At 64.7% G+C, this 20,450-nt stretch carries 19 protein-coding genes; 9 read left to right on the top strand and 10 right to left on the bottom strand.

Going from position 1 to position 20,450, the window contains the following annotated elements; genetic code table 11:
• Nucleotides 1-88: 88 nt before the first annotated feature.
• Nucleotides 89-1,111 carry an AraC family transcriptional regulator gene (locus NP534_RS06190; RefSeq protein ID WP_156310681.1) on the bottom strand — a complete coding sequence of 341 codons (1,023 nt, stop codon included), beginning with the start codon at nucleotides 1,109-1,111 and terminating at the stop codon, nucleotides 89-91.
• Nucleotides 1,112-1,168: 57 nt separating this feature from the next.
• Entirely contained in the window at nucleotides 1,169-2,032 is an 864-nt protein-coding gene (locus tag NP534_RS06185; RefSeq protein WP_033700317.1) for a LysR substrate-binding domain-containing protein, read from the bottom strand.
• Between the two features lie 134 nt (nucleotides 2,033-2,166).
• Here NP534_RS06185 and NP534_RS06180 point away from each other — a divergent pair, with 134 nt between their 5' ends.
• The 3 genes from NP534_RS06180 to panB all read left to right on the top strand — a co-directional run bounded on the left by NP534_RS06180 (nucleotide 2,167) and on the right by panB (nucleotide 5,100).
• Nucleotides 2,167-3,273: a 2-aminoethylphosphonate--pyruvate transaminase gene (locus tag NP534_RS06180; RefSeq protein ID WP_274098150.1), complete on the top strand. Its 1,107-nt coding sequence runs from the start codon at nucleotides 2,167-2,169 to the stop codon at nucleotides 3,271-3,273.
• A 34-nt stretch (nucleotides 3,274-3,307) separates the two neighbouring features.
• Nucleotides 3,308-4,135, top strand: coding sequence for a phosphonoacetaldehyde hydrolase (phnX, locus tag NP534_RS06175; RefSeq protein WP_274098149.1), 828 nt, complete (start codon nucleotides 3,308-3,310; stop codon nucleotides 4,133-4,135).
• A gap of 149 nt (nucleotides 4,136-4,284) precedes the next feature.
• Nucleotides 4,285-5,100 carry a 3-methyl-2-oxobutanoate hydroxymethyltransferase gene (gene panB, locus NP534_RS06170; protein ID WP_274098148.1) on the top strand — a complete coding sequence of 272 codons (816 nt, stop codon included), beginning with the start codon at nucleotides 4,285-4,287 and terminating at the stop codon, nucleotides 5,098-5,100.
• Here panB and NP534_RS06165 read toward each other — a convergent pair.
• Nucleotides 5,088-6,497 carry an aminotransferase-like domain-containing protein gene (locus NP534_RS06165; RefSeq protein WP_274098147.1) on the bottom strand — a complete coding sequence of 470 codons (1,410 nt, stop codon included), beginning with the start codon at nucleotides 6,495-6,497 and terminating at the stop codon, nucleotides 5,088-5,090. The two genes, panB and NP534_RS06165, sit on opposite strands and share 13 nt — an antisense overlap.
• Before the next feature lie 79 nt (nucleotides 6,498-6,576).
• Nucleotides 6,577-7,641 carry an AI-2E family transporter gene (locus NP534_RS06160; protein WP_274098146.1) on the bottom strand — a complete coding sequence of 355 codons (1,065 nt, stop codon included), beginning with the start codon at nucleotides 7,639-7,641 and terminating at the stop codon, nucleotides 6,577-6,579.
• A 131-nt stretch (nucleotides 7,642-7,772) separates the two neighbouring features.
• Between NP534_RS06160 and trhP the strand changes: the two genes are divergently transcribed.
• The 6 genes from trhP to NP534_RS06130 all read left to right on the top strand — a co-directional run bounded on the left by trhP (nucleotide 7,773) and on the right by NP534_RS06130 (nucleotide 13,693).
• Nucleotides 7,773-9,107 (top strand): prephenate-dependent tRNA uridine(34) hydroxylase TrhP, encoded by a 1,335-nt coding sequence (gene trhP / locus NP534_RS06155; RefSeq protein ID WP_274098145.1) that lies wholly within the window; start codon nucleotides 7,773-7,775, stop codon nucleotides 9,105-9,107.
• A gap of 78 nt (nucleotides 9,108-9,185) precedes the next feature.
• On the top strand, nucleotides 9,186-10,877 hold the full coding sequence (locus NP534_RS06150) for a copper resistance system multicopper oxidase (RefSeq protein ID WP_274098144.1): 1,692 nt from the start codon (nucleotides 9,186-9,188) through the stop codon (nucleotides 10,875-10,877).
• Entirely contained in the window at nucleotides 10,870-11,739 is an 870-nt protein-coding gene (locus tag NP534_RS06145; RefSeq protein WP_274098143.1) for a copper resistance protein B, read from the top strand. The genes NP534_RS06150 and NP534_RS06145 overlap by 8 nt, the downstream gene beginning before the upstream one ends.
• A gap of 14 nt (nucleotides 11,740-11,753) precedes the next feature.
• Complete coding sequence (locus NP534_RS06140; protein WP_274098142.1) at nucleotides 11,754-12,182, top strand: DUF411 domain-containing protein; 429 nt, start codon at nucleotides 11,754-11,756, stop codon at nucleotides 12,180-12,182.
• Nucleotides 12,182-12,619, top strand: a complete 438-nt coding sequence (locus NP534_RS06135; protein ID WP_274098141.1) for a YqaA family protein — start codon at nucleotides 12,182-12,184, stop codon at nucleotides 12,617-12,619. Before NP534_RS06140 ends, NP534_RS06135 begins: the two co-directional genes overlap by 1 nt.
• 75 nt (nucleotides 12,620-12,694) lie before the next feature.
• The gene (locus tag NP534_RS06130) at nucleotides 12,695-13,693 is read left to right on the top strand and encodes an alpha/beta fold hydrolase (protein ID WP_274098140.1); all 999 of its coding nucleotides are present in this window, start codon (nucleotides 12,695-12,697) and stop codon (nucleotides 13,691-13,693) included.
• Between the two features lie 2 nt (nucleotides 13,694-13,695).
• Here the strand turns inward: NP534_RS06130 and zapE are convergent, their stop codons facing one another.
• From zapE to NP534_RS06100, 6 genes are all read right to left on the bottom strand, one after another.
• Complete coding sequence (gene zapE / locus NP534_RS06125; RefSeq protein ID WP_274098139.1) at nucleotides 13,696-14,805, bottom strand: cell division protein ZapE; 1,110 nt, start codon at nucleotides 14,803-14,805, stop codon at nucleotides 13,696-13,698.
• Between the two features lie 48 nt (nucleotides 14,806-14,853).
• Complete coding sequence (locus tag NP534_RS06120) at nucleotides 14,854-16,002, bottom strand: PQQ-dependent sugar dehydrogenase (RefSeq protein WP_274098138.1); 1,149 nt, start codon at nucleotides 16,000-16,002, stop codon at nucleotides 14,854-14,856.
• 22 nt (nucleotides 16,003-16,024) lie between these two features.
• Nucleotides 16,025-16,342 (bottom strand): hypothetical protein, encoded by a 318-nt coding sequence (locus NP534_RS06115; RefSeq protein ID WP_274098137.1) that lies wholly within the window; start codon nucleotides 16,340-16,342, stop codon nucleotides 16,025-16,027.
• Nucleotides 16,343-16,473: 131 nt separating this feature from the next.
• The gene (locus NP534_RS06110; protein ID WP_274098136.1) at nucleotides 16,474-17,553 is read right to left on the bottom strand and encodes a polyamine ABC transporter substrate-binding protein; all 1,080 of its coding nucleotides are present in this window, start codon (nucleotides 17,551-17,553) and stop codon (nucleotides 16,474-16,476) included.
• Between the two features lie 62 nt (nucleotides 17,554-17,615).
• Nucleotides 17,616-20,051 (bottom strand): TonB-dependent receptor, encoded by a 2,436-nt coding sequence (locus tag NP534_RS06105; RefSeq protein WP_274098135.1) that lies wholly within the window; start codon nucleotides 20,049-20,051, stop codon nucleotides 17,616-17,618.
• 120 nt (nucleotides 20,052-20,171) lie between these two features.
• A partial coding sequence (locus tag NP534_RS06100; protein WP_443201073.1) for a FecR domain-containing protein occupies nucleotides 20,172-20,450 on the bottom strand: 279 nt, incomplete at its 5' end.

The following is a 20,450-nucleotide window of genomic DNA, read 5'->3' as shown; positions in this document are numbered from 1 at the left end:
GGTAGTGGGCGGAGTCAACCATGCTGCATAAGCGTCAGATCAAGACGCAGAGGGAAGCGGCCCGCGAGGCCTTGCCACTGCAGCGCCCTCAGTGCCCCGAATCGCGTGCCTGAATCAATGCCCGGTAGTGCCCCGGGTTACAGCCAAACCACTTGCGAAACGCCTTGTAGAACGAACTGCTGTCGGCAAACCCAAGGCGCTCGGCGATCTCGCCCATGGCCGCCTCTTCCTGGCTTAACCAGGCGATGGCCAGCTCACGGCGCACGCTGTCTTTCAAGCCCTGGTAGTTCTGGCCCTCCTCGGCCAGGCGCCGGCGCAAGGTCGAGGGCGACAGGCACAACTGGCGCGCCAGGCTGTCACCGTCGGGCCAATGCTCCGGGGCCAGGCGCAGCAGGTCGGTGCGGATACGCCGCCCAAGGCTTGCAGGGTCACGGTATTTGACCAGGATGTTGCCCGGCGCTTCGGCAAGAAAGCGCTGCAGTTCCTCCTCGCTGCGCCGCAGTGGCAGCTCGAGGCATTCGGCGGCGATGATCATGCGCGTGCGCGGGCGCTCGAACTGCAGGTTCTCCGAAAACATCACCCGATAGTCGTCACAGAAAGGGGGTTCGGCACAGCGCAGGTCGATGGCCAAAATCGGGATGCGCCGCCCGGCCAGCCAGCAGGCCACGCCATGCACGATCATCCAGAAGGTGAAATACGTGAAGGCGCGACGTGGTTCGTCACGCGGCTCGTTGATGACGATCTCGGCCAGGCCTTCCTGGCGAACCAAACTTGGCTGCAGGTCTTCGAGCATCAGCGACAGGAACGCCAACGCGGTTTCCAGCGCCGTGCCCAAGCTCGGCTGGCCCATGCTCGCCCGGCACATGAACGCCAGGCTGCCGCTGCGCAGGCCACGCGGGTCCATGGCGAAGAACTCGTCATTGCATCGCCGCGCCAGCAAACGCCAGAGGCGGGCATAGGCGTCGGCACTGACCCGGGCAGCGGGCAGGTGCAAGTGCTCGACGGCAATGCCAGCCCGCGCCAGCAAGCCGCTGTCGGGTTCACCCTTCGGGCAGGTCTGCAACAGCGCTTCGCGTACCAGTTGCATGGATATAGTGTCTTTATCGCTCATCGACAGTCCTGTCGGTTCTGTGCCGGCCATGTTAGGGCGCCCAGTTGAAAACAGCCATCACAGCCCCGCCGCCAGGCTCAAGAAGGCCTGGATCAGGCGCAGTTCGCGGCGGCGCTCCAGGCAGCCAATCATGTGCTGGTTGAGCAGGCCGTCGCCGGCCAGCGGCCGAGCCACCACCCTGGGGTCATGGGCCACTTCAGTGGACGACACAACGCCAATGCCCAGCTCCGAGGCCACCGCTTCGGTCACTGCCTCGCGGCTGTCCAGCTCCAACAGTACCCGCGGCTGCACGCCCGCCTTGGCGCAGGCCTTGTCAAAGGTGCGCCGGGTGGTGGAGCTCGGCTCACGCAGCACCATGATCTGCTGGTGCAGTTCGGCCAGCGGCAAGTCCCCTTCGCCACTGGCCCAGGCATGCCCCGCCGGCAGCAAGGCGCACAGGCGCGATTCACACAGGCTCTGCAAATGCAGGCCCTTGCGCGGTTCGATCTCGGTCAGCACGGCCACGTCGGCATGCTCGCTGAGCAACGCAGCCAGGGTTTCCTGGGCATTGCCCAGGCGCAGGTTGACAGTAATGCCCGGGTAGCGCTCGCGCAGCAGGGCAAGCATCGGCATGACCCGGTGCGGGCCGTCGGCGGCCACTTCCAGGCGCCCGGTCAGCAATTGCCGGTTGGCCTCGAGCATGGCCTGGGCCTCTTCCGCCAAGCCGAACATGGCGCGGGTGATGGCTGCCAACCGCGTGCCCTCCTCGGTCAGCTCCACGCGCCGGGCGGTACGCCGCAACAAGGTGATCTGGTAGTGCTCTTCCAGCGCCTTGACGTGGCCGGTGACGGCCGGCTGGCTGATGAACAACCGCGCCGCAGCGCGGGTGAAGCTACCTTCACGCGCCACCGCATCGAAGGCACGCAGCTGGAACAGGTTCATATCTATCGGCCCGACTTATGGCTGGCATAACAACAAACAATTTGATTGATAGCACAGTGAATTGCAACCTTGGCTCCGTAGTTTCAGCGCCAGATTTTTCGGCTCACCACCCGCCGCTTGTGAGGAACCACGGAATGAGCAACGCCCCGATACTGCTGACCCCCGGCCCCCTGACCACTTCAGCCCGTACCCGCCAAGCCATGCTGGTGGACTGGGGCTCCTGGGACCGCGACTTCAACCAACTCACGGCCAGTGTCTGCGAGCAATTGCTGGCGATCATCGACGGCAGCGCCAGCCACCACTGCGTGCCCCTGCAAGGCAGCGGCACCTTCGCCGTGGAAGCCGCCATCGGCACCCTGGTACCGCGTGACGGCAAGGTGCTGGTGTTGATCAACGGGGCCTACGGCCAACGCCTGGCGAAGATCTGCAAGGTGCTGGGGCGCACCTACAGCACCTTCGAAACCGCCGAAGACCAGCCGACCACTGCCGCCGACGTCGACCGCCTGCTGGCTGCCGACCCGGGTGTCACCCACGTGGCGCTGATCCACTGCGAAACCAGCACCGGCATCCTCAACCCGCTGCCAGAGATCGCCCAGGTGATCAAACGCCACGGCAAGCGCCTGATCATCGATGCCATGAGCTCGTTCGGCGCCCTGCCGATCGATGCCCGCGCAGTCCCCTTCGAGGCATTGATCGCCGCCTCCGGCAAATGCCTGGAAGGCGTACCTGGCATGGGCTTCGTCTTCGCCGAAAAAACCGCACTGGCCGCAGCCGAAGGCAACGCCCACTCCCTGGCCATGGACCTGTACGACCAGCACACCTACATGGCCAAGACCGGCCAGTGGCGCTTCACCCCACCCACCCACGTGGTCGCGGCGCTGCACGAAGCACTGCAACAGTACAACGAGGAAGGCGGCCTGCCCGCCCGCCACCAGCGCTACGCCGACAACTGCAAGACGCTGCTGGACGGCATGGCCACCATCGGCCTGCGCAGTTTCCTGCCCGCCGACATCCAGGCGCCGATCATCGTCACCTTCCATGCCCCGAACGACGCCCGCTACCAGTTCAAGGACTTCTACGAGCGGGTCAAGGCCAAGGGCTTCATCCTCTACCCCGGCAAGCTGACCCAGGTCGAAACCTTCCGCGTCGGCTGCATCGGCGTGGTCGGGCCAGACGGCATGCAGGCCGCCGTGAATGCCGTGGCCGACGTACTGCGGGAAATGGAAGTACTGACCATCTGACCCTTTGCCCACCCGACTTCAGGAAATAGCGCACATGAACTACAGCAACCCAACACAGCTGCAAGCCGCCATCCTCGACTGGGCCGGCACCGTGGTCGATTTCGGCTCGTTCGCCCCGACGCAGATCTTCGTCGAAGCCTTCGCCGAGTTCGATGTCCAGGTCTCCATCGAAGAAGCCCGTGGCCCGATGGGCATGGGCAAGTGGGACCACATCCGCACCCTGTGCAACGTGCCAGACATCGCCGAGCGCTACCGCAAGGTGTTCGGCCGCACCCCGACCGACGATGACGTCACGGCGCTCTACAACCGCTTCATGCCGCTGCAGATCGAAAAGATCGCCGTGCACTCGGCGCTGATCCCCGGCGCGCTGGACACCCTCACCGGCCTGCGCCAGGGCGGCCTGAAGATCGGCTCGTGCTCGGGTTACCCGAAGGTGGTCATGGACAAGGTGGTGGAGCTGGCCGCGCAGAACGGCTACGTGGCCGACCATGTGGTGGCCACCGACGAAACCCCGAATGGCCGCCCATGGCCGGCCCAGGCCCTGGCCAACGTGATTGCCCTGGGCATCGATGACGTGGCGGCCTGTGTGAAGGTCGATGACACCGTACCGGGCATCCTCGAAGGCCGTCGTGCGGGCATGTGGACCGTGGCCCTGGTGTGCTCCGGCAATGCCTTGGGGCTGACCTGGGAAGGCTACCAGGCGCTGAGTGCCGAGGCGCTGGAGAGCGAGCGCAAGCGCATTCATGCGCTGTTCGCCAGTTCCCGCCCGCACTACCTGATCGACACCATCAACGAGCTGCCCGAGGTGATTGCCGATATCAACCAGCGCCTGGCCAAGGGCGAGATGCCGCAGGCCTGCTGACCGTCGCGCTTGGCGCCTGGGGTTGCCTTGCAGCCCCAAGCGCGCATCTGGGTTGTTTTCCAGGGCCATTCTGTACATTGCGCCGTGACTGCGAAACTCAATAATCGGGCCACCTCTTTCCTGACGATTACACCGCAAAGGGAACACCGATGAGCACGCATACCCGCAACAGACGGCTGACGGTACCGCAGCTGGTGGCCATGAAAGGCCGGCAGAAAATCGTTTCGCTGACGGCCTACTCCAGCGCTATTGCCAAGGTCATCGACCCGCTGGTCGATTTCATTCTGGTGGGTGACTCCACCGCGATGGTCGGCTACGGCCGCCCGTCCACCCTGGGCATGCGCCTGGACGAGATCATTGGCCATACCCGGGCGGTCGTAGACAGCACGCGCCTGGCCTGCGTGATCGCCGACATGCCATTCGGCAGTTACCAGGAATCCCATGAGCAGGCGTTTCGCAACTGCGCCCAGGTACTCGCCAGCACCGGTTGCGACGCGGTAAAGCTGGAGGCCAACCAGGCCTTGGCAAGCACCGTGGCGTTTCTGGTCGCGCGCGGCATACCGGTCATGGCGCACATCGGCCTGATGCCGCAGTTCATCAATGTGATGGGCGGCTACAAGGCCCAAGGCATGAGCCCCGACAGTGGCGCTGCACTGCGTGCCGATGCGCGGGCCAACCTTGAGGCCGGTGCCTTCAGCCTGGTGCTCGAAGGCGTGGCCGAACCCATTGCCCGCGCCATCACCGAGGCCACCGACAAACCGACCATCGGCATTGGTGCCTCACCCGCTTGCGATGGCCAGGTGCTGGTCACCGAAGACCTGCTGGGGCTGGGCGGCGAGCACGTGCCACGCTTCGTCAAGCAGTATGCCGACGTCGGCCAGGTGATCCGCGAGGCCTGCGCCCGCTACGCTGACGAAGTGCGCGACGGCGCCTTCCCCGAAATGCATCACTGCTACGGGGTCTGAGCCTCGTCCTGAATCGCCTTGACCAGGCGTTGCAGCGCCTGGCCAATGTCCTTGTCCCAGTCCAGCGTGTAGCACAGCCGCAGGTGGCCCTGCCAAAGGCCACGTTGGCTGAAGATTTCCCCCGGCGCGATGACGATGCGCTGGGCCAACAGCCGCTCGAAGACCCGGCGCATGTCCACCGGCCGGGTCGCCGCCAGCCACAGGCTCGCCCCGCCCTGCGGCTCGACGATACGCAGGCAGCCTTGGCCGTGGGCTTCCAGCAACGCCTTCATGTGCAGCATGCGAGCGCGCAGCAACGGCCGCAGGCGTTGCAGATGCTGCTCTACCCGACGCGAGGTGAACAACCTGGCGATCGCCTTCTGGCGAATCGGTGACAACCGGAAACCGCGCTCCAGAAACACGTGCTGCAAGCGCTCGGCATGGCGCCTGCAAAGCAGATAGCCATAAGGCGCCTCGGCACCGATCACCTTGTCGAAGGCAGCGAACACCAACAGCCGGTCGGGGTCGGCGAAATCCCGATAGCGCGGCGCCGCCTCGTGGAAACACAATTCGCCATACCCGTCGTTCTCGAACAGCCACACCTCGCGCTCGGCCAGCCAGCGGCAGATCTGCTGCTTGTCCTCGGCCGGCATAAGGCCACCCTGAGGCGCATTGGTGGTTGACGACAGCACTGCCAGGCGTACCGGCGCGTTGCTCAGCAGTTGATGCAACTGCTGCAGGTCGAACCGACCGTCGTCGCCCAAGGGCACTTCGATGATGGTCATGCGCGCGGCCTGCAACTGCCTCAGTACCGCCCAGCTGCAGGGCGACTCGACCAGCGCCACCTCGCCTTCGAGGTTCAGGGCACGCACCGCCAGCTCCAGCATGCTGCGCAGGTCGGCACCGATGAACACGTGCTCGGCTTGCCAGCAAAGCTGCGCCGAGCGGGTATAAATGCCCGCCAGCACGCTGCGCAATTCAGGTTCACCGAACGGTTGATACAGCGGCGCTTGGGCACGCGGGTATTGGCGCGCCAGCTCCCGTTCGATCATCAGCAGCGGTTTATCCAGCGACAGCAGCATGGCCGGCGCATCACTGCCAAGGGCCAGCATGCCAGGCTGGCGAGCGCTGGCAAACACGGTGTCGAGCAAGCTCGCGGAGGGTTCCCTGAGCAACGGCGCGCTGCGGGTGACGGTGAAGTAGCCCCGCTTGGGCCGCGCAATCACCCGCCCCTGGTCCTCGAGCAGCGCATAGGCGTACTTGGTGCTGGAGACCGAAACACTCAGCCGCTGGGCCAGATCGCGCAGCGACGGCATGCGCTGCTCCACGTCGCAAGGCGCCGCCTCGATCCAGTCGAGCAGGTAGCGGTAGACCGCCTGGTAGGTGAAGCCGGGTTTGTCGCGGTTGCGGGTATCCATACTCAGGCATCGTAGGCAGATAACGGCCACAGGGTAAACGAAAGCCCCTGCCCAGCGTCCAGCATCAGCGGCGTAACCTTTACTCCGGCAACTGCACCTGCGGCTTGGTCGCGGCAAAAATCGCCCAGCTCGACACGAACAACGCCGCGATCAACGGCCCGATCACGAACCCGTTGAGCCCGAACACCGCCAGCCCGCCCAAGGTGGAAACCAGGATCAGGTAGTCTGGCATGCGCGTATCCTTGCCCACCAGAATCGGCCGCAGCACGTTGTCCACCAGGCCGATCACCAGCACGCCGAACGCGCTCAGGATCACCCCCGGCAATATCGCCCCGGTCAGCAGGAAGTACGCCGCCACCGGCGCCCACACGATGCCCGCCCCCACCGCTGGCAACAGCGACAGAAACGCCATCAGCACCGCCCACACCAGCGCGCTCGGAATATCCAGCACCCAGAAGATCAGACCACCCAGCGCGCCCTGAGTAATGGCAACCAGCACGTTGCCCTTGACCGTCGCCCGCACCACTCGGTTGAACTTCAGCTGCAACCGGCGCTTCTGGTGCTCGGGCAGTGGCACCGCCAACCGCACTCGCCTGGCGACTTCCGGCCCCTCACGCAGAAAGAAGAACAACAGGTACATCATGATGCCGAAGCTGATCAGGAACTCGAACGTGCCCTGGCCAAAGTTGAATGCCTGGCTGGCCAGCACCTGGCTGCCCTGCGTGGCCCACTTGGTGATCTTGTCGCGCAGCCCATCCAGGTTACCCATGCCCATGCTGTCCAGGCTGTGCTGCGCGAAGGCCGGCAGCATGTCTTTGCCGCGCTCGACGTAGCCGGCGATATCCAGTTGCCCGCTCTCGATGCGCTGGTACAGCGTGGCGCCCTCCTGTACCAGTAGGGCACTGGTGATGATGACCGGCAGCACCGCCACCAGCAGGCACACCATCAAGGTGGTGAACGCTGCCAGGTTGCGCCGCCGCCCAAAGCGGATCAGCAGGTTTCGCTGCAAGGGGGCAAACAGGATGCCCAGTATCACCGCCCAGAAGATCGCACCGTAGTACGGCAGCAGGATCCAGATGAAGGCAATGGTCACCAGCGTCAGGAGGACTGCCAGGGCTTTGTTCTGTAGAGCGGTTTGGTTCATGGCACTTCCTCGCGGGTTCTTGGACATTAGTGCCCGCCGCTGCCGCAAAAGTGCCGCTGCTCCGTTGATTCAGGTCAATACGCTGTGGCCGGCAGATGCTTAGCATCCGCGCCTTTTGCCCCGGTGCGTCCATGAACCCTCCCGCCAAGCCCGAACTGCTGGCCCCCGCCGGCTCCCTCAAGAGCATGCGTTATGCCTTCGCCTATGGCGCCGACGCGGTCTATGCCGGCCAGCCGCGCTACAGCTTGCGGGTGCGCAACAACGAATTCGACCACGCCAACCTGGCGCTGGGCATCCAGGAAGCACACGCCCTGGGCAAGCACTTCTACGTGGTGGTCAACATCGCCCCGCACAATGCCAAGCTCAAGACCTTCCTCAAGGACCTCGCACCGGTAATCGCGATGGCACCGGATGCGCTGATCATGTCCGACCCCGGCCTGATCATGCTGGTGCGCCAGCACTACCCAGGGATGCCGGTACACCTGTCGGTGCAGGCCAACACGGTCAACTGGGCCAGCGTGCAGTTCTGGCAACAGCAGGGGATAAGCCGGGTGATTTTGTCGCGGGAGCTGTCGCTGGAGGAGATCGAAGAAATCCGCCAGCAGGTGCCGAGCATGGAGCTGGAGGTTTTCGTCCACGGCGCGCTGTGCATGGCCTATTCCGGCCGCTGCCTGCTGTCGGGCTACCTCAACAAGCGCGACGCCAACCAGGGCAGCTGCACCAATGCCTGCCGCTGGAAGTACCAGGCCACGCCCGCCGGCGAAGACGCCACGGGCGACATCGTGCGCCAGGTCGAGCCGACCCTGGGCCTCGGTGCGCCCACCGAGCACGTCTTCCTGCTGCACGAAAGCAACCGCCCAGACGACGCGATGCCAGCGTTCGAGGACGAGCACGGCACCTACATCATGAACGCCAAGGACCTGCGCGCCATCCAGCACGTCGGGCGCCTGGCCGGCATGGGCGTGCACTCGCTGAAGATCGAGGGCCGGACCAAGTCGCACTTTTACTGCGCCCGCGCGGTGCAGTCGTACCGCCAGGCGATCGATGACGCCGTGGCCGGCCGGCCTTTCGATCGCGCCCTGATGGACAACCTCGAATCCCTGGCCCAGCGCGGTTACACCGAAGGTTTTCTGCGCCGGCATGTGCACGACGAGTACCAGAACTACCAGCGTGGCAACTCGCTGTCCGAACGCCAGCAGTTCGTCGGCGAGCTGACCGGCGCGCGCGTGGACGGCCTGGCCGAGGTCAAGGTCAAGAACCGCTTCGCCGTGGGCGACCACCTGGAGCTGATGACACCGCGTGGCAACTACCATTTCGACCTGCACCGCCTGTGCGGCCGCCAGCAGCAAGCCCTCGAAGTAGCCTCTGGGGACGGCCATGTGGTGTACCTGCCGATCCCTGAACAGGTCTCCCTGGAGTACGGCCTGCTGATGCGCGACCTGCGCCACGAAGAAGCCGCCGCCTGACAACGCTGTAATGTGCAGCTCAGCTGGCTGACAGCCGGCACAGGCGAACATCGGGGCTCTCTCGCATGAGGCCTCGCCATGTTGCGCACCCCCTCCCGTCGTACCTTCGTCAAAGGCCTGGGCGCCGCCACCACACTGGCAGGCCTGGGCCTGTGGCGGCCGCTGGCCCAGGCAGCCGATGGCCGCGACCTGGCCGGGCAGCACTTCGAGCTGTCGGTCGGCCAGCGCGCCGTCAATATCACCGGCCGCCCGCGCACAGCCCTCACCGTCAACAACAGCCTGCCCGGCCCGGTGCTGCGCTGGCGCGAAGGTGATACGGTCAGCCTGCGCGTGCGCAACCACCTCGATCAGGCCACCTCGATCCATTGGCATGGCATCCTTCTGCCGGCCAACATGGACGGCGTCCCTGGCCTGAGCTTTGCCGGTATCGAGCCCGGGGGCAGCTACCTCTACCAGTTCACCCTGCGCCAAAGCGGCACCTACTGGTACCACAGCCATTCCGGGCTGCAGGAGCAGGCGGGGGTGTATGGGGCGATCGTCATCGAACCCCGCGAAGCCGAGGCGCACCGCTACCAGCGTGACCATGTGCTGCTGTTCAGCGACTGGTCGGACCAGCCTCCCGAGCAACTGCTGGCGACCCTGAAGAAGCAGTCCGACGCCTTCAACTACCACAAGCGCACGCTCGGTGACTTCATCGATGACGTGGCCGACAACGGCTGGGGCGCTACGGTCGCCGAACGCATGGGCTGGGCAAGCATGCGCATGAGCCCCACCGACCTTGCCGATATCAGCGCAGCCACCTACACCTACCTGCTCAATGGCCAGGCGCCGGACGGCAACTTCACCTGCCTGTTCCAACCGGGTGAAACCGTGCGCCTGCGACTGATCAATGCCTCGGCCATGACCTATTTCGACTTTCGCATCCCCGGCCTGAAGCTGACGGTGATCGCCGCCGACGGCCTGCCGGTGACGCCCGTCAGCGTGGACGAACTGCGCATCGCCGTGGCCGAAACCTACGACGTGTTGGTAACCGTGGGCAACCTGCCCGCCTACACCCTGTACGCCCAGAGCATGGACCGCAGCGGCTACGCCCGCGGCACCCTGGCCCGCGCCAGCGGCTTGCAGGCACCGGTGCCGCAGCCCGACCCTCGGCCGGTGCTGAGCATGGCCGACATGGGCCACGGCGCCATGGCCGGCATGGACCACAGCAACATGGCCGGCATGGACCATTCGGCCATGCCCGCCATGCAGCAGCACCCGGCCAGCGAAACCGACAACCCACTGGTGGACATGCAGACCATGGCCCCACAGCCCAACCTCGCCGACCCAGGCATCGGCCTGCGCGGCAATGGCAGGCGGGTGCTGACCTATGCCGACCTGCGCAGCCCCTACCCCGACCCCGACGGCCGCGAACCGTCACGCGACATCGAGCTGCACCTGACCGGCCACATGGAGCGCTTCGCCTGGTCGTTCGACGGGGTCAAGTTCAGTGATGCCGCACCGTTGCGCCTGACCTACGGCCAGCGCGTGCGCATCACCCTGGTCAACGACACCATGATGACCCACCCCATCCACCTGCACGGCATGTGGAGCGACCTGGAGGACGAGCACGGGCGCTTTCAGGTGCGCAAGCATACCGTCGACATCCCGCCCGGCAGCCGCCGCTCATACCGGGTCACTGCCGACGCCCTGGGCCGCTGGGCCTACCACTGCCACCTGCTCTACCACATGGAGACCGGCATGTTCCGCGAGGTACGGGTCGATGAATGAGCCCAACAACCGCCGCATCATCACCGGCGTGGCCCTGCTGGCATTGTTCGCCAGTGAGCGCGCCCTGGCCGCCGGCATGCAGCACATGGACCACGGCGCCATGCCCATGAGCCACCGCCAGATGAACCACGCCACGCCGCCTGCGCAGCAACCGCGCACGCCATTACCGATGCTCAGCGACGCCGACCGCCACGCCGCCTTCGCGCCGCTGCCAGGGCACCAGGTGCATGACCGCGCGCTCAACTGGGCAGTGATCGTCGACCAGCTCGAATACCAGCATGTGGACAACGGCAGTGCCTTGAACTGGAACGCCAGCGCCTGGGTCGGCGGCGATATCGACCGGCTGTGGCTGCGCAGCGAAGGCGAGCACGAGCAAGGCCAGACCCACAAGGCCGAACTGCAGGCGCTGTGGGGCCACGCCATCAGCCCCTGGTGGGAACTGGTCGGCGGCCTGCGCCAAGACTTCAAGCCCGCCAGCGGCCAGGCCTGGGCAGCCTTCGGCATCCAGGGCACACCGCTGTATGGCGTAGAGCTGGAGGCCACCGCCTACGCCGGCGAGCGGCAACAGACCGCGCTGCGCCTGGAAGCCGCTTACGCTATGCTGCTGACCAACCGCTGGATACTCGAACCCACCCTGGAAGCCAACTTCTTCGGCCGCAACGATGGCGGCCGTGAGCAAGGCACAGGGCTGGCTGACAGCGAGGTCGGCCTGCGCCTGCGCTACGAAATCAGCCGTGGCTTTGCGCCCTACCTCGGGGTCAGTTTCAATCGCCTGCACGGCAACCGCGCCGATCAGGCCCGCGAAGACGGCGAAGACACAGGCCAGACCCGCCTGGTGGCCGGTATCCGCCTGCGTTTCTAAAGGAGTGCTTCACCATGCTGCGCAAACACCTGCTCACCGTCGGCCTGCTGGCCATCACCGGCCTGGCCCAGGCCGCCGAAACCATCGATGTGTACCGCGACCCCAACTGCGGCTGCTGCAAGGCCTGGATCAGCCACCTGCGCGACAACGGCTTCACCGTCAACGACCACGTCGAACCCAACATGAGCGCGGTCAAGCAACGCCTGGGCGTGGCGCCGCGCCTGGCCTCGTGCCATACCGGGGTGATCGACGGCAAGTTCGTCGAAGGCCATGTACCGGCCGAACAGGTTCGCCTGCTGACCAAGCGCGACGACCTCAAGGGCCTGGCCGTGCCGGGCATGCCCATGGGCTCGCCGGGCATGGAAATGGGTGACCACAAAGACGCCTACCAGGTCATCGGCGTGACCCAGGATGGCAAGGACACCGTGGTCGCCAACTACTGATGCTCAGCCTATGGGCGCTGTTTTTCAGCGCTTTCGGCGCCGCCACCCTGCTGCCACTGCAATCGGAGGCCGTGCTGGTCGGCTTGCTGCTGCGCCAGCCCGATGCCTGGGTAACCTTGCTGCTGGTGGCTACCCTGGGCAATGTGCTCGGCTCGGTGGTCAACTGGCTACTGGGTCGGGCCATCGAACACTGGCGTGACAAGCGTTGGTTCCCGTTCAGTGCCAGCCAGCTGGAACGGGCCCAGCAGCGCTACCAGCGCTGGGGGCAGTGGTCGCTGCTGCTGAGCTGGATGCCAGTGATCGGCGACCCGCTCACCCTGATCGCCGGGATCATGCGCGAGCCGTTCTGGCGCTTCATGCTGCTGGTAACCCTGGCCAAGGCCGGCCGGTATGCGGTTGTGGCAATGATTACCCTGGGCTGGTTTCACGCTTGGTAACACCTTTGCCGCTTGCGGGGGTCAACTCACTGTTACAGTCGCCAATTCCTACATGGCCCTACACGGAGTGCCCCCATGCTGCGCGCAACCGCCCTGGCCCTTGCCTGCCTTGTCGGCGGCCCGGCCATCGCCGCCGAGTCGCCCACCTACGGTAAACAGCTCGAAGGGTTCAGCTACCCTCACCCGCTCAAGCATTTCGATTTCAAATCCCAGGGCCAACCCCTGCAGATGGGCTACATGGACGTGCCCGCCCAAGGCCAGGCCAATGGCCACAGCGTGCTGCTGATGCATGGCAAGAACTTCTGCGCCGCCACCTGGGAAACCACCATCAATGCCCTGAGCAAGGCCGGCTACCGGGTCATCGCCCCGGACCAGGTCGGCTTCTGCACCTCCAGCAAACCTGCGTATTACCAGTACAGCTTCCAGCAACTGGCAGACAACACCCATACCCTGCTCGAACAGTTGGGCGTGAAGCAGGCCATTGTGCTGGGCCACTCCACAGGCGGCATGCTCGCCACCCGCTATGCACTGATGTACCCGCAGCAGGTCGAGCGCCTGGCGATGGTCAACCCGATCGGCCTTGAGGACTGGAAAGCCCTGGGCGTGCCGTATCGCACGGTGGACCAGTGGTATGCACGGGAGCTCAAGCTCGATGCCGCTGGGGTACGTGAGTATGAGCGCAAGACGTATTACGCCGGTCGCTGGAAGCCGGAGTACGAGCGCTGGGTGCAGATGCTGGTGGGCCTGAACCAAGGCCCGGGCCACGAAGCGGTGGCGTGGAACTCGGCGCTGATCTACGACATGATCTTCACCCAGCCGGTGTACCACGAGTTCAAGGACCTGAAAATGCCGACCCTGCTGTTGATCGGCGATCAGGACACCACGGCCATTGGCAGCGATATCGCACCGCCAGAGGTCAAGGCACAGTTGGGCAAGTACCAGGTGCTGGGGCCGCAGGTTGCCAAGCTGATCCCCCAGGGTGAACTGGTGACATTCGAAGGCATGGGCCACGCGCCGCAGATCGAAGAGCCGGTGCGGTTCAACCGGACCCTGATCGAGTGGCTGGAACGCTAAGCCTACGAGCCGAAGCGCTGCAGTTGCATCTCGCGCAAGCGGCTCAGGGTGCGTTGGTACGGGAACGCCAGGTACCCTTGCGTGTACAGCGCATCGAGCGGTACCTGCGCCTCCACATACAACGCCACCCGACGGTCGTAGCATTCGTCGACCAGCGCAATGAACCGGCGCACCGCATCGTCCTTGGGCGACAGCGCCGGCAGTTCACGGTCCCCTGCCGCGACCCGCGCCGCGCCATCTTCTGTACCCCGGGCGATGCGGCCGGCCCGTTGTTCGCCGCCCAACGCCGGTACCCCTTCCAGCAGAATCGAGGGGAAGCGGTCACACAACGCCATGAACTCGGTGGCCGCCAAGGGTTGCTCGCAGAGGTCGCTAAAGCGGCACCAGATGGCCTGCTCGCTGCGCCGGATGACCGTGATCTGCCTTGAGCCAATGGCCAACGGCTGGTCATTACCCGGGTCTGCCGGACTAAGCTGGCGAAACACCTCGGCGAGCACCCCACGCGCTCCGGGTTCAACTACCCAATAGCGCTGGCGCTGCGCGCCCGGGTGCAGGCGATGGTCCTGCTCACCGGCCACCGACAGCACCCGCATGTGCCGCTCGATGGCAGCAATCGCCGGCACGAAGCGGTCACGGTTGAAGCCGTCACGGTAGAGATGGTCTGGCGGCTGGTTGGAGGTGGCGACAATCACCACGCCCTGATCGAACAGTACCTGGAACAGCCGCCCGAGGATGATCGCGTCGCCGATGTCGTTGACGAACAACTCGTCGAAACACAGCACATGAATCTGCCTGGCCAGCTCACGGGCCAGGGCCAGCAGCGGGTCAGCGGTGCCGTTGAGCTGGAACAGGCGCTGGTGCACCCAGGCCATGAAATGGTGAAAGTGCTGGCGTCGGCTGGGCAGTTGCAGGCAGCAGTGGAACTGGTCCATCAGCCAGGTCTTGCCACGGCCGACCGGGCCCCAGAGGTAGATGCCCTGGGTCGGGCGGCCGTGTGCCACTGCCTCGAAACAGGCCTGCAGCGCGTTGATCGCATCGGCCTGTGCAGGGTCGTGGACATAGCCGTGGTCGGCCAGGGCTTGTTGGTAGAGGGTCTGCGGGTCTGGGGTCATGCGGCATTATCAGTACCGGCCCCCTCGCCGGCAAGCCGGCCCGGCCCCTCAGCCTTCGTTGAGGCCCACTTTCAACAACTGGCCGTCCTTGTCGTCGGTCAGTACATACAAGTAGCCATCCGGCCCTACTCGCACATCACGGATACGTGCCTTGAGGTCCCCCAGCAAGCGCTCCTCGTGCACGACCTTGTCGCCCTTGAGCTGAAGACGAATCAGCTCCTGGCTGGCCAGGGCGCCAATGAACAGATTATGGTCCCAGCCCTTGAATGTCGGGCTATCGTAGAACGCCATGCCGCTGATGCCCGGGGACTTCTCCCAGACATGGTGCGGGTCGACCATGCCCTGCACATGCTTGCCCTTGGCCTCCGGAATCGGCAGCAGCGAGTAGTTGATGCCGTGGGTAGCAATCGGCCAGCCGTAGTTTTTGCCCGGCTGCGGAATATTGATTTCGTCACCGCCACGCGGGCCGTGTTCGTGGGTCCAGAGCGTGTCAGTCCAAGGGTTGAGCGCCGCCCCCTGCTGGTTACGGTGGCCGAACGACCAGATCTCGGGCCGCACGTTGTCCTGGCCGACGAAGGGGTTGTCCTTGGGCACTTCGCCGTCGGGCAGAATGCGCACGATCTTGCCTTGCAGCTTGTCGAGGTCCTGGGCGGTTGGCCGTTGGTTGTTCTCGCCCAAGGCGATGAACAGATAACCCTCACGGTCGAACACCAGTCGCGAGCCGAAGTGGTTGCCCACCGACAGTTTGGGCTGCTGGCGGAAGATCACGGTGAAGTTCTCCAACCGCGCGCGGTCTTCTGACAACTGGCCCCGGCCAACCGCCGTACCGGCCTTGCCGTCATCGCCCGCTTCGGCATAGGACAGGTAAACGGTACGGTCCTTGTCGAATGCCGGCGACAACACCACATCCAGCAAGCCGCCCTGGCCCTCGGCCCAAACCTTGGGCACACCGCTGATGGGCGGGCCGACCTTGCCTTCGGCGTTCACCAGCCGCAGGTTGCCGGGGCGTTCGGTGACCAGCATGTCTTTGCCACCGGGCAGGAAGGCCAGTGCCCAAGGGTTGCGCAGGCCGTCGGCCACGGTATTGACGGTCAACTGCCCTTGCTCGCTGGGGAACTGCTGTTCGGAGGCTGCTTGCGCCAGCAAAGGCAGCAGCGCGGCAGCGGTCATGGTGGTCAGCCAGGTAGCTCTGGTCATGCAGGGTTCCTTGCAACGGGGCTCACGGCGCGCGTGGGTTATCGCGCGGTGGCCGGGTGGGTTCCAGATTGGGGGTCTGCTGTTGGCGACGCAGGTTGTCGCCGTTGCCAATGCCGCGGTTGTCCAGTGACGGCGTGCGCTGGTAGGGGTCGGTCGAAGGGCCGCGCACCGGCGGTGTGGCAGGCATGCTGCCTTGCCGACTGTTAGGGTTGGCACGCTGGATCGGGCTGTTGTACGGGTTGTTGTTGCTGGCAGCGAGCTGCAAGGGCGCAACCGGCTCGGCGCGCGCGGGCATACACAACGCCAGGCCGATGGCCAGGATTGGCAGGGTCAGGTTCATGCTTCACCTCCTGTACGAAAATGCCGCGCCTTGTGCGTTTGATAGCCTAAGGCGCGAGGGGTTCGCGGCAAAAGTATGAATGCAGCTGGAGATAATTCCTGATGTTTCAGTATGGACCCGCCCGTGCGGGTTTACTGGCCGCTGCGAAAGGCCATCCACAGGCGGTTGCGTTGGCGCAGGTCGGAAAGCGCCATGCTGCGGTCGGCATACAGCCGCTTACGTACCTGGGTAGGCGGGTAGATGTCCGGGTCGTTGCGCACGGCTTCGTCCACCAAGGGCGTGGCTGCGCGGTTGGCATTGGCGAAGAACAGCGTGTTGGTCAGTGCCGCAACCGACTCCGGCTTGAGCATAAAGGCGATGAACGCCCGGGCCGCTTCAGGGTGAGGCGCATCCTTGGGGATGACCAGGTTGTCTTGCCAGACCAAGGTGCCTTCCTGGGGGATGCGGTAGATCAGCTCGAACGGCTTGCCCGCACGGCGGGCCTGGTCGGCGGCCATCGCCGCATCGCCGTTGTAGGTCAGTGCCAGGCACACACTGCCGTTGGCCAGGTCGCTGATCTGCCGGCCGTTGGCGACATAGCGGATCGAAGGCTGCAGCTGGTTCAGCAGTTTCTGCGCCGCTGCAAGGTCGGTTTTGTCCTGGCTGTAGGGGTCCTTGCCCAGGTAGTTCAAGGTCAGGCCGATCACTTCCTGCGGCGAGTCGGGCATGGCGATGCCGCAGTCCTTCAGGCGGCTGGCGTATTCGGGCTTGAACAACAGGTCGAGGCTGTCCAGCGGCACATCGCCCAGGCGCTGGCGTACGGCCTCGACGTTCACCCCCAGGCCCAGCGTGCCCCAGGTATAAGGCACCGCATAGCGGTTGCCGGGGTCGGCCTCGGCCAGCTTGGCCAGCAGGTCCTGGTCGAGGTTGGCATAACCCGGCATGGCCTGGGCTTCGAGCGGCTGCAGGGCATTGGCCTTGAGGGCACGGGCCAGCACGGTGGATGACGGCACCACCACATCGTAGCCGCTACCCCCGGTCAGCAGCTTGGTCTCCAGCACCTCGGTGGTGTCGAAGGTGTCGTAGCGCACCTTGTAGCCGGTTTCGCGCTCGAAGCGCTGAAGGGTTTGCGGGGCGACGTAGTCGGCCCAGCTGTAGAGGTTGACGACCTTTTCCTGGGCCTGCAGCGGCAGGGCCAGGCACACGGACAACAGGCACAGCGATCGACGCATGACGGACACCTCGAAGGGGGGCTGCCCGTCACTGTAGCCCAAGGGTTTTCAGGCTGCGCCAATCAGTACGCCATGCTCCAGGTCAGGGTGTAGGTGCGCCCACGCCCCTGATAGTCGTACAGGTACGCTGGCCCATAGGTCGGTGCATAGAACAACGTCGCACGCTGCCCCCAAACCGTGCTGTACTGCTTGTCCAGCAAGTTCTGGATGCCTGCACTGAAGGTGCCGAAGCCGGTGTCCTGGCTGCCCAGCAGGTCGAAGGTGGTGTAGCCGTCGATTTCATGATCGGCATCGTCCTTGAGGCTGAACGCGTGGTTGGTCTGCAGCCGCGCACTGCGGCCATCGCCCTTCCAGCCGACGAACGCGGTGGACTTGGACAGCGACGCATAGCGGGCATCACGCTTGTTCCAGCCACCGTTGGCGGCCTCTTCTTCGGAACGGGTCAGGTGCAAGGTACCACCGGCCTCCCAACCGCTCTGGAAGTGACGGGTCAACGCACCTTCGAAACCAAAGTCGCGGCTCTTCTGCTCTTCGACGTTGATGGTCAGCGTTTGCGAGTCGACGTTGATGATCTTGTCAGACCAGATGTAATACAGCGCCGCCTGGGCGTCCCAGTCCAGGTCGGCAAAGCGCCAGCCGAGTTCGACCTGTCGGCTCTTGATACCGGCCAGCGGGTTGTCGGCGACGCTCAGGCCTGGCTTGCCGTAGTACTTGGCCGGGTCTGGCAGGTCGAAACCTTCACCGTAGTTGGTCCACAGCTGATGGCCATTCTTGAAGTCGTAGATGGCGCCTACGTTGTACAGGCTGACCTGATAATCGTTGCTGCCGCCGGGTACGCCTTTGAAATCGCTGACATCCACGTCCATCTGCTGGCGCCGCGCGCCACCGGACAAGGTCAGGTTGTCGGTGGCATGCCAGTCGAGCTGGGCGTACACCGACACACCGTCAACCCGGTAACTGGGGTAGCGCGCGGCCTTGCTGGCCTTGTCCATTTCCAGGCCACCGCTTTCGGATGACGTCAGGGCATCGAAGGTGGTCTGTTCGGCGTTGAAGCGCTCGCGGTCCAGGTCGACGCCGTAGGTCAGCTTGAGCGCATCCCATTGTTTGGCGAACAGGCCTTTGAGGCTGGTGACTTCGAAGTTCTGCTGTGATGCGGCGAAGTACACCCCGCGCGACCCGGTGGGGGTGGCGCGGTTGTAGTACGGAAACGGGTAGAAGTTGTCGTCTTCCTTGCGGTACGAGGCCTGCAGGTAGAAGTCCTGGCCCAGCACATCGGTGTGATGGTAGTTGGCGTTGAGCAACAGGCGCCGGGTGCGTGGCTCGAGGTCGGAGGAATAGCCGCTGCGCAGTTCGGCGTCTTCCAGGTCCGAGGGGGCGTTGTGGTTGAGGTTGGGGAAGTAGATACCCGTGCTGCCGTGGTTGCCCGAGTCGTAGTACTGGGCCAGCAGGTCCAGGCTCTGCTCGTCGGTCAGGGTCAGGCCCAAGGTGCCGAGCACGTCGATTGTGCGGTTGTACTGCAGGTCGGTCTGGGTATTGTCGATGAAGATCTGGTCGCCAGCGCCGTCGTAAAAGGCTTCATTCTGCTCGCCGGAGATGCCCAAACGGGCGCTGACCCGCTCGTTGCCGCCGCTGATCGACTGGGCGATGCGGGTGGCCAGGTCGTCACTGTTGTTGAAACCGCTGCTGGCACCTAATTGGGTCTCGAAGCGTGCCGGGCCGGGCTCGCCCTTCTTGGTCACGATATTGATGATGCCGCCGGTGGCGCCACCCCCGTAGAGCGCACTGGCACCCGACAGCACTTCGACACGCTCGACGTTGAACGGCGAAATACTGTCAAACTGGCGCGACAGGCCGCGCGAGCTGTTCTGGCTGACCCCGTCGATCATCACCAGCACATTGCGCCCACGCATGTTCTGGCCGTAGTTGGTGCGCCCCTCTGGTGCCAGGTCCAGGCCCGGCACCAGCTTGCCGATGGCTTCCTTCAGGCTCACACCGCTATCGATCTGCTCGCGCAGTTGCTGCTGGTCGACCACCCAGACGGTGCCGGGGATTTCACTGATGGCGGTGCTGGTGCGCGAGGCGACGCTGACTTCGATGGGCTTCAAGTTGACCGCTTGCGGCGCAGTGTCCGCCTTGCGCAGGGTGACGGTGCGGGCATCGCTGAACTGCCAGCCCATGCCGCTGCCGGCAAGCAACTGCTGCAACGCCTGCTCGATGCTGTAGCTGCCCTGCAAGGCCTGGCTATTCAGGCCCGCCACATCACCGGTGGTGTACAGCAAGTGCAAACCGGCCTGGTCGGCGAACGCCGTCAGGGCCTGGTCCAGCGGCTGGGCCGGCACGTCCAGCTGCACCTGGCGGGCTTCGACCTGGGCCGCTTGCGCAGCGGTCGAGGCCAACGCCTGCAGTGGGCCGGCCAACATGGCCAGGGCACTGCAAGACAGCAAGGCGTGATGGAGAGAGCCGCTGGGGCGGTGCAAGGGCTTGAGCGTAAGGGCCACGAATGAGCTTCCAGACAAGTCGTAAATGAGAATGAGTTGCTGATCAGTCCCACTACGACGATCTGGCCTGCATGAACTTGCAGCGGCAGATGAAAAATATTTCGATTATTTTTTGCAGGGTCAGTGCACCACGGCCAACCAGGGCAGGTAGGTGACCTTCAGGCCATAACGTTGCTCCAGGGTACGCAGCAGTGCCTGGGGCTCATCGAGGTCGAACACCCCGCTCACTTCCAGGGCGGCCAGCGTGGTATCGGACAGCAAAATGCGCCCCTGCTGGTAACGCTCAAGCTCCGCCAGTACCTGCCCCAGCGGCTTGCCGTTGAAAATCAGCTTGCCGCGCTGCCAGGCGGTCTGTGCACTGGCATCAGGCGACACCGGCACCCTGCGCTCACCAACCGT

Source organism: Pseudomonas sp. 39004 (assembly GCF_028682155.1).
In the GTDB taxonomy this organism is placed as follows: Bacteria; Pseudomonadota; Gammaproteobacteria; order Pseudomonadales; family Pseudomonadaceae; genus Aquipseudomonas; species Aquipseudomonas capeferrum.
The sequence above is the reverse complement of the archived record's forward strand: the minus strand, read 5'-3'. Positions and strand labels throughout refer to the sequence as shown.

Coding starts and splice junctions, on each gene's coding strand:
- NP534_RS06190 (WP_156310681.1), bottom strand. CDS start 1,111: ATGAGCGATAAAGACACTATATCCATGCAACTGGTACGCGAAGCGCTG.
- NP534_RS06185 (WP_033700317.1), bottom strand. CDS start 2,032: ATGAACCTGTTCCAGCTGCGTGCCTTCGATGCGGTGGCGCGTGAAGGT.
- NP534_RS06120 (WP_274098138.1), bottom strand. CDS start 16,002: ATGACCAGAGCTACCTGGCTGACCACCATGACCGCTGCCGCGCTGCTG.
- NP534_RS06130 (WP_274098140.1), top strand. CDS start 12,695: ATGCTGCGCGCAACCGCCCTGGCCCTTGCCTGCCTTGTCGGCGGCCCG.
- NP534_RS06160 (WP_274098146.1), bottom strand. CDS start 7,641: ATGAACCAAACCGCTCTACAGAACAAAGCCCTGGCAGTCCTCCTGACG.
- trhP (WP_274098145.1), top strand. CDS start 7,773: ATGAACCCTCCCGCCAAGCCCGAACTGCTGGCCCCCGCCGGCTCCCTC.
- zapE (WP_274098139.1), bottom strand. CDS start 14,805: ATGACCCCAGACCCGCAGACCCTCTACCAACAAGCCCTGGCCGACCAC.
- NP534_RS06150 (WP_274098144.1), top strand. CDS start 9,186: ATGTTGCGCACCCCCTCCCGTCGTACCTTCGTCAAAGGCCTGGGCGCC.
- NP534_RS06145 (WP_274098143.1), top strand. CDS start 10,870: ATGAATGAGCCCAACAACCGCCGCATCATCACCGGCGTGGCCCTGCTG.
- NP534_RS06180 (WP_274098150.1), top strand. CDS start 2,167: ATGAGCAACGCCCCGATACTGCTGACCCCCGGCCCCCTGACCACTTCA.
- NP534_RS06165 (WP_274098147.1), bottom strand. CDS start 6,497: ATGGATACCCGCAACCGCGACAAACCCGGCTTCACCTACCAGGCGGTC.
- NP534_RS06135 (WP_274098141.1), top strand. CDS start 12,182: ATGCTCAGCCTATGGGCGCTGTTTTTCAGCGCTTTCGGCGCCGCCACC.
- NP534_RS06110 (WP_274098136.1), bottom strand. CDS start 17,553: ATGCGTCGATCGCTGTGCCTGTTGTCCGTGTGCCTGGCCCTGCCGCTG.
- NP534_RS06140 (WP_274098142.1), top strand. CDS start 11,754: ATGCTGCGCAAACACCTGCTCACCGTCGGCCTGCTGGCCATCACCGGC.
- panB (WP_274098148.1), top strand. CDS start 4,285: ATGAGCACGCATACCCGCAACAGACGGCTGACGGTACCGCAGCTGGTG.
- phnX (WP_274098149.1), top strand. CDS start 3,308: ATGAACTACAGCAACCCAACACAGCTGCAAGCCGCCATCCTCGACTGG.
- NP534_RS06115 (WP_274098137.1), bottom strand. CDS start 16,342: ATGAACCTGACCCTGCCAATCCTGGCCATCGGCCTGGCGTTGTGTATG.